This window comes from Micromonospora pisi (genome assembly GCF_003633685.1).
In the GTDB taxonomy this organism is placed as follows: domain Bacteria; phylum Actinomycetota; class Actinomycetes; order Mycobacteriales; family Micromonosporaceae; genus Micromonospora_G; species Micromonospora_G pisi.
This window is the reverse complement of the sequence record NZ_RBKT01000001.1, coordinates 5,651,196-5,666,989: the sequence shown is the minus strand read 5'-3', so window position 1 is coordinate 5,666,989 and position 15,794 is coordinate 5,651,196. Positions and strand designations below refer to the sequence as shown.

At 71.2% G+C, this 15,794-nt stretch carries 15 protein-coding genes and 1 tRNA gene; 12 read left to right on the top strand and 4 right to left on the bottom strand.

All coding sequences use genetic code 11. From position 1 onward, the window contains the following. Positions 1–109 precede the first annotated feature (109 nt). Together bcp and BDK92_RS24290 are read left to right on the top strand one after the other, a co-directional pair. Positions 110–583, top strand: coding sequence for a thioredoxin-dependent thiol peroxidase (gene bcp, locus BDK92_RS24295; protein WP_121158783.1), 474 nt, complete (start codon positions 110–112; stop codon positions 581–583). A gap of 113 nt (positions 584–696) precedes the next feature. Next, a tRNA-Leu gene (locus BDK92_RS24290) sits at positions 697–777 on the top strand. A 7-nt stretch (positions 778–784) separates the two neighbouring features. On the opposite strand, the gene BDK92_RS24285 is transcribed toward BDK92_RS24290, so the two are convergent. Both BDK92_RS24285 and BDK92_RS24280 read right to left on the bottom strand, forming a co-directional pair. After that, entirely contained in the window at positions 785–1,372 is a 588-nt protein-coding gene (locus BDK92_RS24285) for a TetR/AcrR family transcriptional regulator (protein ID WP_211349354.1), read from the bottom strand. A gap of 10 nt (positions 1,373–1,382) precedes the next feature. Beyond that, a complete protein-coding gene (locus BDK92_RS24280) occupies positions 1,383–2,378 on the bottom strand; it encodes an aldo/keto reductase (RefSeq protein ID WP_121158781.1) in 996 nt (331 codons plus the stop codon). A gap of 157 nt (positions 2,379–2,535) precedes the next feature. Between BDK92_RS24280 and BDK92_RS24275 the strand changes: the two genes are divergently transcribed. The 4 genes from BDK92_RS24275 (at position 2,536) to BDK92_RS24260 (ending at position 6,199) form a co-directional block, all read left to right on the top strand. Then, a complete protein-coding gene (locus BDK92_RS24275; RefSeq protein ID WP_121162535.1) occupies positions 2,536–3,057 on the top strand; it encodes a GNAT family N-acetyltransferase in 522 nt (173 codons plus the stop codon). Positions 3,058–3,175: 118 nt separating this feature from the next. Then, entirely contained in the window at positions 3,176–3,814 is a 639-nt protein-coding gene (locus BDK92_RS24270) for a flavin reductase family protein (RefSeq protein ID WP_121158780.1), read from the top strand. A gap of 151 nt (positions 3,815–3,965) precedes the next feature. Further along, positions 3,966–5,171, top strand: coding sequence for a serine hydrolase domain-containing protein (locus tag BDK92_RS24265; RefSeq protein ID WP_121162534.1), 1,206 nt, complete (start codon positions 3,966–3,968; stop codon positions 5,169–5,171). A 194-nt stretch (positions 5,172–5,365) separates the two neighbouring features. Next, positions 5,366–6,199 carry a protein phosphatase 2C domain-containing protein gene (locus tag BDK92_RS24260; protein ID WP_121158779.1) on the top strand — a complete coding sequence of 278 codons (834 nt, stop codon included), beginning with the start codon at positions 5,366–5,368 and terminating at the stop codon, positions 6,197–6,199. Positions 6,200–6,211: 12 nt separating this feature from the next. Here BDK92_RS24260 and BDK92_RS24255 read toward each other — a convergent pair whose 3' ends face one another. Both BDK92_RS24255 and BDK92_RS24250 read right to left on the bottom strand, forming a co-directional pair. Then, on the bottom strand, positions 6,212–6,751 hold the full coding sequence (locus tag BDK92_RS24255) for a GNAT family N-acetyltransferase (RefSeq protein WP_121158778.1): 540 nt from the start codon (positions 6,749–6,751) through the stop codon (positions 6,212–6,214). Between the two features lie 69 nt (positions 6,752–6,820). Beyond that, positions 6,821–7,654: a class I SAM-dependent methyltransferase gene (locus tag BDK92_RS24250; RefSeq protein WP_121158777.1), complete on the bottom strand. Its 834-nt coding sequence runs from the start codon at positions 7,652–7,654 to the stop codon at positions 6,821–6,823. Between the two features lie 154 nt (positions 7,655–7,808). Here BDK92_RS24250 and BDK92_RS24245 point away from each other — a divergent pair, with 154 nt between their 5' ends. The 6 genes from BDK92_RS24245 to hutH all read left to right on the top strand — a co-directional run bounded on the left by BDK92_RS24245 (position 7,809) and on the right by hutH (position 15,751). Then, complete coding sequence (locus BDK92_RS24245) at positions 7,809–8,642, top strand: MurR/RpiR family transcriptional regulator (protein ID WP_121158776.1); 834 nt, start codon at positions 7,809–7,811, stop codon at positions 8,640–8,642. A gap of 66 nt (positions 8,643–8,708) precedes the next feature. Further along, positions 8,709–10,358 carry a urocanate hydratase gene (gene hutU / locus BDK92_RS24240; protein ID WP_121158775.1) on the top strand — a complete coding sequence of 550 codons (1,650 nt, stop codon included), beginning with the start codon at positions 8,709–8,711 and terminating at the stop codon, positions 10,356–10,358. An 11-nt stretch (positions 10,359–10,369) separates the two neighbouring features. Beyond that, positions 10,370–11,650 (top strand): allantoate amidohydrolase, encoded by a 1,281-nt coding sequence (locus tag BDK92_RS24235; protein WP_121158774.1) that lies wholly within the window; start codon positions 10,370–10,372, stop codon positions 11,648–11,650. Continuing rightward, complete coding sequence (locus BDK92_RS24230) at positions 11,647–13,008, top strand: formimidoylglutamate deiminase (protein ID WP_121158773.1); 1,362 nt, start codon at positions 11,647–11,649, stop codon at positions 13,006–13,008. Before BDK92_RS24235 ends, BDK92_RS24230 begins: the two co-directional genes overlap by 4 nt. Beyond that, the gene (gene hutI, locus BDK92_RS24225) at positions 13,005–14,222 is read left to right on the top strand and encodes an imidazolonepropionase (RefSeq protein ID WP_121162533.1); all 1,218 of its coding nucleotides are present in this window, start codon (positions 13,005–13,007) and stop codon (positions 14,220–14,222) included. The genes BDK92_RS24230 and hutI overlap by 4 nt, the downstream gene beginning before the upstream one ends. Beyond that, a complete protein-coding gene (gene hutH / locus BDK92_RS24220) occupies positions 14,213–15,751 on the top strand; it encodes a histidine ammonia-lyase (protein ID WP_121158772.1) in 1,539 nt (512 codons plus the stop codon). Before hutI ends, hutH begins: the two co-directional genes overlap by 10 nt. Positions 15,752–15,794 lie beyond the last annotated feature (43 nt).

Genomic DNA, 15,794 nt, shown 5'->3' with positions numbered 1-15,794 from the left:
CAGCGGGAACTCAGCGTATTTGCCCAACGGCCTCTGTTGCCAGCATTTTGCAACAACGAGGAAGACCGTTCAAGATCGTGCCTGGTGGGAGCGGGTAATGTCACGTCCCATGACGAGTCCTCGCCTCACGCCGGGCGATTTGGCGCCAGAATTCACGCTGCCGACGGACGACGGCAAGACACTCGCCCTGAAGGAGCTACGCGGACGGAAGGTCGTGCTCTACGCGTACCCGGCCGCGATGACGCCCGGCTGCACCAAGCAGGCGTGCGACTTCCGGGACTCGCTGGCCTCGCTCCAGGCCGCCGGGTACGAGGTGGTCGGCATCTCCCCCGACCAGCCGGCCAAGCTGGCGAAGTTCCGCGAACGTGACGCGATCACGTTCCCGCTCGTCGCCGACGTGGACAAGGCGGTGCTGACCGCGTACGGCGCGTACGGCGAGAAGCAGCTCTACGGCAAGACGGTCACCGGAGTGATCCGCTCCACCTTCGTCATCGACGCTGACGGCCGGATCGAACGGGCGCTCTACAACGTCAAGGCGACCGGGCACGTGGCGAAGCTTCGCCGCGATCTCGGCCTGGACTGATTCGCTCCGTTCGTCGCGGACCGTCGCCGGGGCGTGGCGGTCCGGTCAGCCGAAGCCGCCCGCCGGATGTACGTGCACGCGGTCGCCGTACAGGCTCTAGACTCGTACCGCCAGCGGGAGTGGTGTAATGGCAGCCACGCAGGATTTAGGTTCCTGTGCCTTCGGGCGTGGGGGTTCGACTCCCCTCTCCCGCACGAGCAGTCAGTTCCGTACGCGTAGGCCGTCGAGGACCAGGTCACAGACCGCCTCCAGGGCGTCGGCGACGCCGGGCTCCACCCAGTCAGGTGCGTGCACGGGGTCGTGCCAGCGGGCGGTGGCCTGGAGCACCGCCCGCGCGGTCCGGTGCACGTCCGTCGCGGCGAAGTCTCCGTCCGCCACGCCGTCTTCGATGATCAGGGCGATCTGCCGGATCAGGTCCTCGACGTGTTCGGCGACCACCGCGCTGCTCTCCCGCACCAGCACCATGTAGGTGGCGAAAAGCTCCGGGTCCTCCAGCGCCTTGGTGCGTTTTTCGGCGGCGAGCGTGGTGAGCCACGCCCGCAACCGCTGTGATGCGGGCAGGTCGGCGCTGGTCAGCGCGGGTAGCGGCGCGTGCGCTCGCTCCAGCCACCGCTCGGCGACCGCCTCCCGAAGCGCCGCCTTGCTGGGGAAGTGCCGGTAGACACTGCCGTGGCTGACCCCGAGGACCCGGGCCACGTCGACCACGGTCGTCTTGGCGGGGCCGAAGCGGCGGAGGACGTCCTCCGCCGCTTCGAGGATCTGCCCGGAGGTCAGAGTGGTGTCGGCCATGGGCACCATCTCACCGTTCGCTGTCGAGGCGGGCCATGTCGGGGGCGGCATAACGGGTTCCGGCGGCCGATCCGGCCGGCACGGCACGCTCGATCGCGGCCAGGTCGTCGGGGCTGAGCGTCAACTCCAGCGCACCGAGCGACTCGGTCAGCCGGTCCCGCTGGCGGGCACCGACCAGCGGGACGATGTCCTCGCCCTGGGCGAGCACCCAGGCGATGGCGACCTGCGCGACGCTCGCGCCCCGGGCATCGGCGATCTCCCGCAACGAGTCGACCAGGCGCAGGTTCGCGGCGAGGTTGTCGCCGTTGAACCGGGGTACGAAGCTGCGGAAGTCGCCGGGGGTGAGTTCCCGTTCGGCGCCCCAATGGCCGCTGAGCAGGCCCCGGGAGAGGACTCCGTAGGCGGTGACGCCGATGCCGAGTTCCCGGACGGTGGGCAGGATCTCCGCCTCGATGCCCCGGGAGAGCAGCGAGTATTCGATCTGGAGGTCGCTGATCGGGTGCACCGCCTGGGCCCGTCGGATGGTGTCGGCGCCGACCTCGGAGAGGCCGATGTGGCGTACGTGGCCCTTCTCCACCTGCTCGGCGATCGCCCCGATGGTCTCTTCGAACGGGACCTTCGGGTCGGGCCGGGTGATTCGGTAGACGTCGATGTAGTCGGTGCCGAGCCGGCGCAGCGAGTACGCGAGGAAGTTGCGGACCGCCTCGGGGCGCCCGTCGAGACCGCGCCAGCCGAGGTCAGGGTCGCGCATCCCACCGAACTTGACGCTGATCGCGACCTCGTCCCGGTTCCGTTCGCGCAGCGCCCGGCCGATCAGCATCTCGTTGTGGCCCATGCCGTAGAAGTCGGCGGTGTCGATCAGGGATATTCCGGCGTCGATGGCGGCGTGGATGGTGGCGGTGCTCTCCGCTTCGTCGGCCGGGCCGTAGAGGTCGGACATCCCCATGGCACCGAGGCCGATGGCGGACACCTGCGGACCGGTCCAGCCGAGCTTGCGCTTTTCCATGATCAGTTCTCCTCCCGAAACGCCCTCAGGTACGGAGCCAAGTATGTAACGACAGATGACAGATTTCAAATTTTGTCAGTCGGTCATCGCTGTTACCGCCGTCACCATGCCCGGCCGCCCGCCCGACGCCCCGTACGAATCCGACGAAGATGACCCGGTGACCCTCCGCTTCGCACTCGATCCCGAGCTGACCACAGAGCTACGGCAACAGATCGTCACGCTCTGGACGGTGGTGACCAACGCAGGCGGTGCGGTCGGTTTTGTCGCCCCGGTGAGCGAGGACGAGGTCCGCACCGTCGCGGAAGCGGCCTTCGCCGGCATCGCCGAGGGTCCCGACCGCCTGCTGGTCGGCTACACCGACGACAACCGACCGGCCGCCTTCCTGATCTTCACCTCGAACCGGTTCGCGCTGAAGGAACACTGGCAGGTGCTCAAGCGGGTAATGGTCCACCCCGGCCTCCAGGGCACCGGCAACGGCGTGGCACTGATGGCCGAGGCCGAACGGGTCGGCCGCGAACTGGGGCTGGAGGCGCTCCAGGTGACCGTCCGGGGTGGGCTGAACCTGGAACGGTTCTACCAGCGGTGCGGCTACCGCGAGGTGGGCCGGTTGCCGGCCGCACTGCGCCTGTCGCCGGGCGACGACCGCGACGAGATCCTGATGTGGCTGCCGCTGGTCTGACCAGCCGGAACGCGAAGTCCGAACACCGCCAGCAAACGGCGGTACGGGCGCGAAGAGTGGCTGACGGCCGGCGTCGCGGAACGCGGACCGCTCCCCCACTCTCGCGAAAGGCGCGACGATGCACGTTGTTCCCGGACTCAAGGTGCTGTACTTCGGGACCCCGGTGGTGCTGATCAGCTCCCGCAACCCCGACGGCAGCACCAATCTGGCCCCGATCTCCTCGGCCTGGTGGCTGGACCAGTCGGCAATGCTCGGCCTCGGCAACAGCGGACAGACGACGGCGAACCTGCTCCGCGAGCGCGAGTGCGTACTCAACCTGCCGTCGTCGTCGATGGTCGACGCGGTCGACCGGATCGCACTCACCACCGGTCGCGCGGCGGTGCCCGTACACAAACGCGAACAGGGCTACCGGTACGAGCCGAACAAGTTCGCCCTGGCCGGGCTGACCGAACAGCCGTCAGAACTGGTTCAGCCGTCCCGGGTGGCGCAGTGTCCGATCCAACTGGAGTGCCGGGTCGTCTCGTCGTACCCGTTCGGTGGTCCGACGCCCGAATGCACCGCCTTCCAGGTCGAGGTGCTCCGCACCCATGTCGAGGAGAGCCTCGTCATTCCCGGTACGCGTCACGTCGACCCGATCGGCTGGGACCCGTTGATCATGAAGTTCTGCGAGTTCTTCGGGGGCGGGAAGAACGTGCACCCGTCCCGGCTCGCCGACGGCTGGAACATGCCACACCAGCTCCAGCGGACGGTCGGCTGAACCGGCGCACAGGACGTACGGCGAACAGGACAGCCGACGTCGATCGCGGCAAAGAGTTGCAAAGCGTTACTACGGTCGTCCCCGGATCGTCCATCCGGGAGGAAACATGCGGAAACCACCACGCAAGCTGTCCTCGTCGCTGGCCGGAGCGCTGGCCACAGCCGTACTCGTCGGGGGTCTGACGGCCCCGGCGGCCGCGGAGCCGGCAGCCACCGGTCACACCGACGGCGGGCTGCCGGTCGCGGCGCTCGACGCGGCGCTGCGGGAAATCACCGATGCCGGCATGGTCGGGGTCTTCGCCGAGGTACGCGACGGCCGGGCCACCTGGCGCGGCGCCGGCGGCATCGCCGACATCACCACCGGCCGACCGGTACGCCCCGACTACCGGCACCGGGTCGGCAGCATCACCAAGACCTTCGTCTCCACCACAGTGCTCCAACTCGTCGGCGAGGGCAGGATCTCGCTCGACGCACCGGTCCGGCGCTACCTGCCGGGCCTGATGCCGGACGACGCCGTGACCGTACGGATGCTGCTGAACCACCGCAGCGGGATCGGCAGCTACGACCAGGTCATCTTCGCCACCGCCGAGCAGGTCGAGCAGCACCGGACCACCACGTTCACTCCGCGCGAACTGGTCCGGACCGGGCTCGACATGCCGCGCACGAACCCGCCCGGTGCCGCCTTCGCCTACTCGAACACCAACTACATCCTGGCCGGGCTGATCGTCGAGCGGGTCACCGGCCGACCGGCCGCCGAGGAGATCCGCCGCCGGATCCTGCGCCCGCTGGAACTACGCGACACCTACTTCCCCGGCACCGAGCCGCGCATCACCGGCCCGCACAGCCGGGGCTACGTGCCCTGGTACGAGGGCGAGTTGCGGGACTTCACCGACTACAACATGTCCTGGGGCCAGATGGCCGGCGAGCTGGTCTCGACCACCGCCGACCTGGACCGCTTCTACCGCGCGCTGCTCGACGGCCGACTACTGCGCGCGGCCCAACAGGCCGAACTGTTGCGGTTCCTGCCGACCAACCCGGCCGACCCGACCGGCCTGCGTTACGGACTCGGCCTCCTGTCGCTGCCGCTGGCCTGCGGCGACGCGTACGGACACGACGGTCAGGTGTTCGGCTACCACACGCTGTCGCTGCACTCCCCGGACGGGAAACGGCAGGTGAGCGTGGCGCTGAACGTCAGCCACTACCAGTACCCCGCAGACCCGATCAGCGCGGCGACGATCCAACTCGTCGACGCCGCACTCTGTGGTGGTGAGACCGTCGACGCGGCGCGTATCTCCGTACCGCGGGGCTTGCCGCTCACCCCGGCACCAGGCCTCCTACCCCCCGCCCAGCTCCGCTAACCCCCAAGCACCACCCCCTCCCCCCTCCCCCCTCGCCCTCCCCCCTCGCCCACCCGCCTCGCCTCGCCGATCTAGGGCAAATCGTTGCCGTCGAAGATCGATCCACGCGGTTTCGCCCTAGATCGCGGGGCGGGGGGCGGGGGGAGGGAGGCGGGGGGGCAGGCGTTTGATGGGGGGGAGGGAGGCGGTCGGAGATGCGGGTGACGATGACGAGCGCCGCAGCACGGGCTGGACGCGCGAACGAGGACTTCACCGGCGCCGTACCGACGGCAGCGGTGCTGATCGACGGGGCCGGCATCCCCGGCACCGAATCGATCTGCCGGCACGGCGTGGCCTGGTACGCCAACCGCCTCGGCGGCAGCCTGCTCGGCCTCTTGTCACGCGTACCGGGCCGCAGCCTCTCGGCGCTGCTCGCCGAGGCCATCGAGCAGGTGACGGACGATCACCGGCACACCTGCGACGTCGCCGACCCGATCAGCCCGTCGGCGACCGTGGCAATCCTGCGCCTGTCCGACGGCCTCATCGAGCACCTGGTGCTCGGTGACTCGGTCCTCGTGCTGGACAGAGCAGACGGTCCGCCGTACGTCGTATCCGATCCTCGCGAGGTGGTCATCAGCCGGTCGTACCTGCCCGCGCTCGAGGCCGCCGGCGAGGGTAGCGACGAGTACCACCGGGTTCTCCGGGACCTGCGCGCCAACCGGAACCAGCCGGGCGGATTCTGGGTGGCCAAGGACGATCCGAGCGCGGCGGACGAGGCGATCACCGGAAGCTCTCCGATCTCCGAGCTGACCAGCGCGGTCCTACTCAGCAATGGGGCCAGCCGCATCGTGGACCGGTTCCGCCTCGCCGACTGGCCCGAGGTCATGGCCGTGCTGGCATCGAGCGGGCCCGCCGAAATCATCCGCCGGGTCCGGCAGGCGGAGGCGCGTCACGCGGTGGCGGCGGACGACGCGACGATCGCGCACTGCACCGACCTCGGCACGGCCCGACCGCCGCACGCGGAACCCGCCCTGCTACCTGGCCCGTGACCCGGCCAAAGGTCAGGAGGTCGGCAGCCAGAAGCGCCACTTGTCACCGCGCTGATCCTCGAGGACCCCGCCGTTGGCCTCGATCACCTTGCGGGAGGCGACGTTGGTGACGTCGCACGTCACCAACGCGGATTCGATGCCCAGGCCCCGCGCCACCGGCAACGCGGCGCGCAGCATCGCGGTGGCGTAACCACGGCGCCGCGCCGATGGCCGAACGTCGTAGCCAATGTGACCGCCGTACTCAAGCAGGCCGGGTGTCAGACGGTGCCGGATCGCGAGGCGACCGAGGTAGTCGTCGTCCTCGACCCACCACAGTGTCGTCGACGGCACGTGGCCGTCCGGCCGGGGTGAGTCCTCCCGCACCTGGGACCGCAGCCAGTCGACGTACGTGGAGAAGCCGTCCGGCGACGACCAACGGTGCCCGAAATCGCGGAGCTCACTGCCGATCATGCTGGTGTCGGCGGGATCTCCCCGCCCTTCGCCGCGGAACTCGGCCATGGCGTCAAGGAAGGATCGACGCACGCGTACGGTAGGCAGGCTCAACTCGGGCATGGCGACATTGCTACCACAGGCGTTGCGATAGCTGGTTCAGTCGAGTGTGCGGGCCGTAGGTCGCCGGGTCTACCAGGCGACCCCGATGCCGTCACCGGGGAACCAGTGCCGGGCCGGGGTCTCGCGGTAGGCGAGGAAGCGGCGACCGGTCCGCTCGGCGTGCTCGGCAAGAACGTTGGTCACCGTGACGTTGTCGGTGAGCAGCATCGCGTCGGGCGACAGCTTCGACTCGACCGCCTCGAACTCGTTGCGTTCGTGACCGGCGCTGTGGTCGCTGTCGTGCAGGAACAGGTCGACCGGGCGATCCAGCGCCCGGATCGAGGCGATCGAGTCGCCGATGACCAGGTCCACCACGCCGGCCCACGGCTCCACCCGGGCCAGGTAGCCGGCCTCCGGGTTGATGTCGAGCGAGGTGACCCGGCCGGGGTGGCCCTCGGCGGCATTGCGGAGCAGTGCGGAGGCGAGCACGCAGGTGCCGAGTCCCTTGTCCACACCGGTCTCGACCACGTGCGCCGGTCGGGTGGCGCGGACGATCGCGTACCAGCCGATCCGTCGCGCGTAGCGCACCTGGCGGTCGGCCAGGCCGCGCCGCGCCGAGGTCGCCGTGGTCCGTTCGATGTGCTGCCGCAGCGCCTGGTCGGACTCGATCTCGGCGAGGTAGTCGCGGACCTGCTTGACCGGGGTGTCGGTCAGGACGCTGACGAACCAGGCGAGGTGTTCACGGCTCAGCCGGGTCAGGTCGTACGTGTAGTTGTGGTGTTCGCGCGAGGTGAGCAGCCAGCGGGCCGAGACGCTGAGCACCCGGGCGTCGTGTCGGGCGACCCGGAGCAGCCGTTTGGGGAAGGCCGCCACGGGCGCGAGGGGGGTACGGGCGATCGTGCGTCGGAACCGGGTCCCATCCACGGGGTTGGTTTTATCACGTCGCCGCGCGGGTCACGGTCCCGCCACGTTCGGCGGCGCCTCATTGCCATGTGAATGTTTTCATGCATAGAGTGCGCATGTGAATGAGGATTCACTTGTCCGGGATGCGGTCTTCGTCTCCGGTGCGGCAGCCCCCATGGACCAGGTGCTCGACCTGTTCCACGGCGTCCGGCTGACCCCGACCCAGCGCCGGATCGCGCACAGCCTCGTCCAGCACGCCGCCTCGGCGGCCTACCTGTCGGCCGCCGAGATCGCCGAACTCGCCCAGGTCAGCCAACCCTCGGTGACCCGGTTCGCGATCGCGCTCGGCTACGACGGCTACCCGGCCCTACGCCGCCGGCTCCGCGAGATCACCGCCGCCGGACACGGCCGACCAGCCGCGGACGTACCCGTCGGCAACGAACTCCAGCGGGCGGTCCGCGACGAGGTGGAGAACCTGCACCGGCTCGCCGAACAGCTGGTCGACCCGGACCGGGTGACCGCCGCCGGGGCACTGCTGGCCAACAGCCGCCCCCTGCCGGTGCTCGGCCTGCGCGCCGCCGCCCCGCTCGCCGCGTACTTCGCCTACTTCGCGGCCAAGGTGCACCCGGACGTACGGGTGCTCGACACCGGCGGCAGCCTCCTCGCCGACCGGCTCGACCAGGCCCAGACGGCCGGGGCCACCGCCCTGCTGGCGATCGTGCTGCCGCGCTACCCGCGCGAATCGCTCGACGCGCTCCGCGAGGCCCGGCTGGCCGGACTCTCCGTCGTCGTGATCACCGACTCGGCGGTCAGCCCCGCCGCCGAGTACGCCGACATCGTGCTCCCCGCCGCCGTCGGCGCCCAACTCGTCTTCGACCTGCACACCGCCCCGATGACCCTGGCCATGGTGCTGCTCCAGGCGATCTGCGACGCGGCCCCCAGCCACACCCAGCGCCGGTTGGAGGAGTTCGAACAGTCCGCCGCCCGCCGCCAGGTGTTCCTCAACTGAACCGACGCGCCACCACCAACCGCACCCGAATCCCGACCACTCCCCAACGCTGCGGAGGAGACCCCGATGTACCAACCCGTTCGCGCCGCGCGCGGCAGCACCCGTACCGCCGTGGGGTGGGCCCAGGAAGCGGCCATGCGGATGCTGATGAACAACCTCGACCCGGAGGTCGCCGAGCGCCCCGAGGATCTGGTCGTGTACGGCGGCACCGGGCGGGCCGCCCGGGACTGGCCCTCGTACCACGCGCTGATCCGGACCCTCACCGAGCTCCGGGACGACGAGACCATGCTGGTCCAGTCCGGTCGGCCGGTCGGGGTGCTGCGTACGCACGAATGGGCGCCCCGGGTCCTGCTGGCCAACTCCAACCTGGTCGGCGACTGGGCCAACTGGCCCGAGTTCCGCCGCCTGGAACAGCTCGGCCTGACCATGTACGGCCAGATGACCGCCGGATCGTGGATCTACATCGGCACCCAGGGCATCCTCCAGGGCACCTACGAGACGTTCGCCGCGGTCGCCGCCAAGCGGTTCAACGACACCCTCGCCGGCACCCTCACCCTCACCGCCGGCTGCGGCGGGATGGGCGGCGCCCAACCGCTCGCGGTGACCATGAACGGCGGCGCCTGCCTGATCGTCGACGTCGACCCCGAGCGGCTCGCCCGCCGGGTCCGGGACCGCTACCTGGACCAGGTCGCCGACTCGCTGGACGAGGCGATCGAGGCGGTGCTGGCCGCGAAACGGGAGCGCCGCCCCCTCTCCGTCGGCGTCGTCGGCAACGCCGCCGTGGTCTTCCCCGAGCTGCTGGTACGCGGCGTCGAGATCGACATCGTCACCGACCAGACCAGCGCGCACGACCCGCTGTCGTACCTGCCGGTCGGGGTCGAACTCGCCGAGGCGGCCGAGTACGCCGCCGCGAAGCCGGCCGAGTTCACCGACCGGGCCCGCTCCTCGATGGCCCGGCACGTGGCGGCGATGGTCGGTTTCCTCGACGCCGGGGCCGAGGTCTTCGACTACGGCAACTCGATCCGGGGCGAAGCGCAGCTCGCCGGATACGAGCGCGCCTTCGACTTCCCCGGCTTCGTGCCGGCGTACATCCGGCCGCTCTTCTGCGAGGGTCGGGGCCCGTTCCGCTGGGCCGCGCTCTCCGGTGACCCGGCCGACATCGCCGCCACCGACCGGGCCGTGCTGGACCTGTTCCCGGAGAACGAATCACTGGCGCGGTGGATTCGGATGGCCGGCGAACGGGTCGCCTTCCAGGGGCTGCCGGCCCGGATCTGCTGGCTCGGCTACGGCGAACGGGACCGGGCCGGGGTCCGGTTCAACGAGATGGTCGCCTCCGGTGAACTCTCCGCCCCGGTGGTGATCGGGCGGGACCACCTGGACGCCGGGTCGGTCGCCTCGCCGTACCGGGAGACCGAGGCGATGGCCGACGGCTCCGACGCCATCGCCGACTGGCCGCTGCTCAACGCACTGGTCAACACCGCCAGCGGCGCGTCCTGGGTCTCCATCCACCACGGTGGTGGTGTTGGCATCGGCCGGTCGATCCACGCCGGGCAGGTCTGCGTCGCCGACGGCACCGCGCTCGCCGGGCAGAAGATCGAACGCGTACTCACCAACGACCCGGCGATGGGCGTGCTCCGCCACGTCGACGCCGGCTACCCCGCCGCCGCCGACGTCGCCACCCGTACCGCTCTCACCGTCCCCATGACCCAGGCGTAAGGAGGGGCCCCTTGTTATCGGATTCCGTTGTAGAAGGGCCCCTTCCTAACGGTGGGGACGTCGCCGCGTTCCGGAAGCTCTGGGACCAGATCGCGCCCGTCGGGCGGGACCCGGTCAGCGGCGGCTACCTGCGGTTCGCCTTCACCGAACCGGAGCTGCGGCTACGGGACTGGTTCCGGCAACAGGCCGCCGACCGGGGCATGCCGGTCGAGTCCGACGGCAACGGCAACCTCATCGCCTGGTACGGCGACCCCGGAGCCGGGGACGCGGTCCTGGTCGGCAGCCACTTCGACTCGGTCCCGCACGGCGGCGCCTACGACGGGCCGCTCGGCATCGTCAGCGCCTGGCTCGCCCTGGACCGGATACGCGAACACGGGCCGGCACCGCGACGACCGATCGGCGTGGTCGCCTTCGCCGAAGAGGAGGGGGCCCGGTTCGGCGTACCGTGCCTCGGCTCCCGACTGCTCACCGGTGAACTGGACGTCGACCGGGCCGCGGCGCTGACCGACCGGGACGGGATCACCCTCGCCAAGGCGCTCGGCGACGAACCGGCCGGTGCCCGCCCCGACCTGCTGGCCCGGATCGGCGCCTTCGTCGAACTCCACGTCGAACAGGGGCGGGCCCTGGTCGACCTCGCCGCACCGGTCGGGGTGGCCAGCGGAATCTGGCCGCACGGTCGCTGGCGGATGGACTTCACCGGCGAGGCGAACCACGCCGGGACCACCCGGATGGCCGACCGGCGCGACCCGATGCTGACGTACGCCTTCACCGTGCTCGCCGCGAACAAGGAGGCCCGCCGCTTCGGCGCCCAGGCCACGGTCGGCCGGGTCGAGGTCGAACCGAACGCCACCAACGCCGTCCCGTCGCTGGTCCGCGGCTGGCTGGACGCTCGCGCCGCCGAGGTCGCCACGCTCGACACCCTGATCGAGGCGATCGGGCAGAAGGCGACCGAGCGGGCCGTACGCGACGGCACCGCGCTACGGCTCACCCGCGAGTCGGTCACCCCGCTGGTCGAGTTCGACGGCGGACTGATCGACCTGTTCCAGCGCGTCCTGCACGGCGGCGTACCGGTGCTGCCCACCGCCGCCGGGCACGACGCCGGGGTGCTGGCCGGACACCTGCCCACCGCGATGCTCTTCGTCCGCAACCCGACCGGGGTGTCGCACTCGCCCGCCGAGACGGCCGAGGACATCGACTGCGCCGCCGGAGTGGCCCGCCTCGCCGACGTACTCACCACCCTCGCCACCGGACCGGAAACCACCCCCGACACCGAGCCAGGGGACGCGCCATGACCACCAACACCAAACCAGCCGGACCAGCCGGACCACCGCCGGACGGGCGGTTCCACGCCGAGTACGCCTGGCTCCCCGGGCACGAGCAGCCGAGCCTGGACGTACTGATCGAGGTCGAACAGGGCAGGTTCCGTACGGTCAGCGCCGGGGTGGCGGCGCCGCCAGGCGTGACCCGGCTGGCCGGGGTCACCCTGCCCGGCCTCGCGAACGCGCACTCGCACGCGTTCCACCGGGCGCTGCGCGGGCGCACCCACACCGAACGCGGCACGTTCTGGAGCTGGCGGGACCGGATGTACGAGGTCGCCGGCACGCTCGACCCGGAGCGGTACCTGGCCCTGGCCCGCGCCACGTACGCCGAGATGGCGCTCGCCGGGATCACCTGTGTCGGCGAGTTCCACTACCTGCACCACCAACCGGACGGCAGCCCGTACGCCGAGCCGAACGTGATGGGCGCCGCGCTGGTCGAAGCCGCCGCCCAGGCCGGCATCCGGATCACCCTGCTCGACACGCTCTACCTCACCTCCACCGTGGACGGCCAGCCGCTGGACGGGATCCAGCGCCGCTTCGGCGACCGTGACCTCGACGCCTGGTCGGAACGGCACGACCTGCTGCGTCCCGCCCCGCACGCCCGGATCGGGTCAGCGCTGCACTCCGTGCGCGCCGTCCCGCTCAGCGCGCTCGCCACCTTCGCCTACCGCAACCAGGGCGACCCGCTTCACTTCCACCTCTCCGAGCAGCGGGCCGAGAACGAGGCATGCCTCGCCGCCCACGGCTGTACGCCGACCCAGCTCCTCGCCGACATGGGCGTACTCGGCCCGACCGCGACCGCGGTGCACGCCACCCACCTGAGCGGCGCCGACCTGGAACTGCTCGGCTCCACCCGGACCGGTGCCTGCCTCTGCCCGACCACCGAACGGGACCTCGCCGACGGCATCGGACCGGCCCGCTCGCTGGCCGACTCGGGCAGCCCGCTGAGCCTCGGCTCGGACAGCCACGCCGTGATCGACCTGTTCGAGGAGGCGCGTGCGGTCGAACTCGACGAACGGCTGCGTACCGAACGTCGCGGCCACTTCACCCCGGAGGAGCTGACGCACGCCGCCACCGCCGCCGGGCACACCGCACTGGGCTGGTCCGACGCCGGCACCATCGCCGTCGGCGCCCGCGCCGACCTGGTCACGGTCCGCCTGGACAGCGTACGGACGGCAGCCGTCCCGCCCGGTGGCGCGTTCTTCGCCGCGACCGCCGCCGACGTCACCGACGTACTGGTCGACGGGCGGGTGGTGGTCCGCGACGGCCGGCACGTCTCGGTCGACGTCGCCGCCGAACTGGGGCGGTCGATCCGCGGGGTGTGGCCGTGAACGCGCAGACCGGACCGAGCCTGCTGGTCGACAACATCGGCGAACTGGTCACCAACGAGCCCTACGGCGAGGGTGGCCCACTCGGCATCCGACGCCGGGCGGCGGTGCTGATCGAAGGTGGCCGGATCGCCTGGATCGGGCCGGCGAAGTACGCCCCGGCCGCCGACGGGCGGATCGACGCCGACGGCGCGGCGGTGCTGCCCGGCTTCGTCGACAGCCACTCCCACCTGGTCTTCGCCGGTGACCGGGCGGCCGAGTTCGGGGCCCGGATGGCCGGGCAGCCGTACACCGGCGGCGGCATCCGGACCACGGTCGGCGCCACCCGCGCCGCCAGCGACGACACCCTGCGCGCCAACGTGTCCCGGTTGCGGATGGAGGCGCTGCGGCAGGGCACCACCACGATCGAGATCAAGAGCGGGTACGGGCTCAGCGTCACCGACGAGGCCCGCTCGCTGCGGATCGCCGGCGAGTTCACCACCGAGACCACCTTCCTCGGCGCGCACGTCGTCCCGGCCGAGTACGCCGACCGCCCGGACGACTACGTCGGACTGGTCTGCGGGCCGATGCTGCGCGCCGCACTGCCCTACGCCCGCTGGATCGACGTCTTCTGCGAACGGGGCGCGTTCGACGCCGACCACGCCCGCGCGATCCTCACCGTCGGCCAGGACGCCGGCCTCGGCGTACGGCTGCACGCCAACCAACTCGGACCCGGACCGGGTGTACGGCTCGCGGTCGAACTCGGCGCGGCCAGCGCCGACCACTGCACCCACCTGACCGGCGCCGACATCGACGCGCTCGCCTCGACGAAGGTCGACTGGGTTTCCGGTGCGGAGCCGGTGACGGTCGCGACCCTGCTGCCCGGGGCGGAGTTCTCCACCCGGTCGCCCTACCCGGACGCCCGACGCCTGCTCGACGCCGGCGCCACGGTCGCGCTCGCCACCGACTGCAACCCCGGCTCGTCGTACACCTCCTCGATGCCGTTCTGCGTCGCGCTCGCCGTACGCGAAATGGGTATGACCCCGGCGGAGGCGGTCTGGGCCGCGACCGCCGGTGGGGCGCGGGCGCTGCGCCGCGACGACATCGGTGTGCTCCGCCGGGGCGCGCGCGCCGACCTGACCCTGCTCGACGCCCCCTCCCATCTGCACCTGGCCTACCGGCCGGGGGTACCGCTGATCCGCCAGGTCCTGCACAACGGAGTACCGCAATGTCAGTAGTCACCGTGACGCCGACCGGCGTCTCCCCCTCCGACGTCCTCGCCGTCGCCCGAGGCACCGCCACCGTCGTCCTGGACCCGGCCACCATCGAGGCGATGGAGACCAGCCGGGCGATCGTGGACCGGATCGAGCAGGACGGACGCCCGGTCTACGGCGTCTCCACCGGCTTCGGCGCACTAGCGAACACCTTCGTCGCACCGTCACGCCGGGCGGAGCTGCAACACGCGCTGATCCGCTCGCACGCCGCCGGCATCGGCGCGCCGATGCCGCGCGAGGTGGTACGGGCGATGATGCTGCTGCGGGTACGTTCGCTCGCGCTCGGCCACTCAGGCGTACGCCCACTGGTCGCGCAGTCCCTGGTCGACCTGCTCAACCACGACATCACCCCGTGGGTGCCCGAACACGGGTCACTCGGCGCCTCCGGTGACCTGGCGCCGCTGGCCCACTGCGCGCTGGCGCTGCTCGGCGAGGGCTGGACCCTGGGCAAGGGCGGTGCCCGCGAGGACGCCTCGGTCGCGCTGCACCGGGCCGGGCTGGCCCCGATCGAGCTGGCCGCCAAGGAAGGGCTGGCGTTGATCAACGGCACCGACGGCATGCTCGGCATGCTGCTGCTGGCGATCGACGACGCCGCCCACCTGTTCACCATGGCGGACGTGACCGCCGCGCTCGCGATCGAGGCGATGCTCGGCACCGACCGGCCGTTCCAGCCCGAACTGCACCGCATCCGCCCGCATCCGGGGCAGGCCGTGTCGGCGGCGAACATCCACCGGTTGCTCCAGGGCTCCGGAATCATGGACTCGCACCGGGACGACCTGGTGCACGCGGTCCAGGACGCCTACTCGATGCGCTGCGCCCCGCAGGTCGCCGGTGCGGCCCGGGACACCCTCGACTTCGTCACCTCGGTCGCCGCCCGGGAACTCGTCTCGGTGGTCGACAACCCGGTGGTGCTGCCGGACGGCCGGGTCGAGTCCACCGGCAACTTCCACGGCGCACCGCTCGGCTTCGCCGCCGACTTCCTCGCCATCGCCGCCGCCGAGGTCGGCGCGATCTCCGAACGCCGGGTGGACCGGCTGCTCGACATCACCCGCTCCCGGGACCTGCCGGCGTTCCTCTCCCCCGACGCCGGGGTCAACTCCGGGCTGATGATCGCCCAGTACACGGCGGCCGGCATCGTGGCGGAGAACCGCCGGCTGGCGGCCCCCGCGTCGGTCGACTCGCTGCCGACCAGTGGCATGCAGGAGGACCACGTCTCGATGGGCTGGGCCGCCGGCCGCAAACTCCGTACGGTGCTGGAGAACCTGACCAGCCTGCTCGCGGTGGAACTGCTCGCCGCCGTACGCGGGCTCCAGTTACGGGCGCCGCTGACCCCGTCACCCGCCGGCCGGGCCGCGGTCGACGTGGTGGCCCGGTTCGCGGGCGTACCCGGCCCGGACATCTTCCTGGCGCCCGCGCTCGAATCCGCCCGCGCCACCGTCATCTCCCGGGACCTGCGCACCACCATCGAGTCCCACCTCGGCCCCCTGGCGTAAGGAAGGGCCCCTTGTTAACGCATAGCGTTAACAAGGGGCCCTT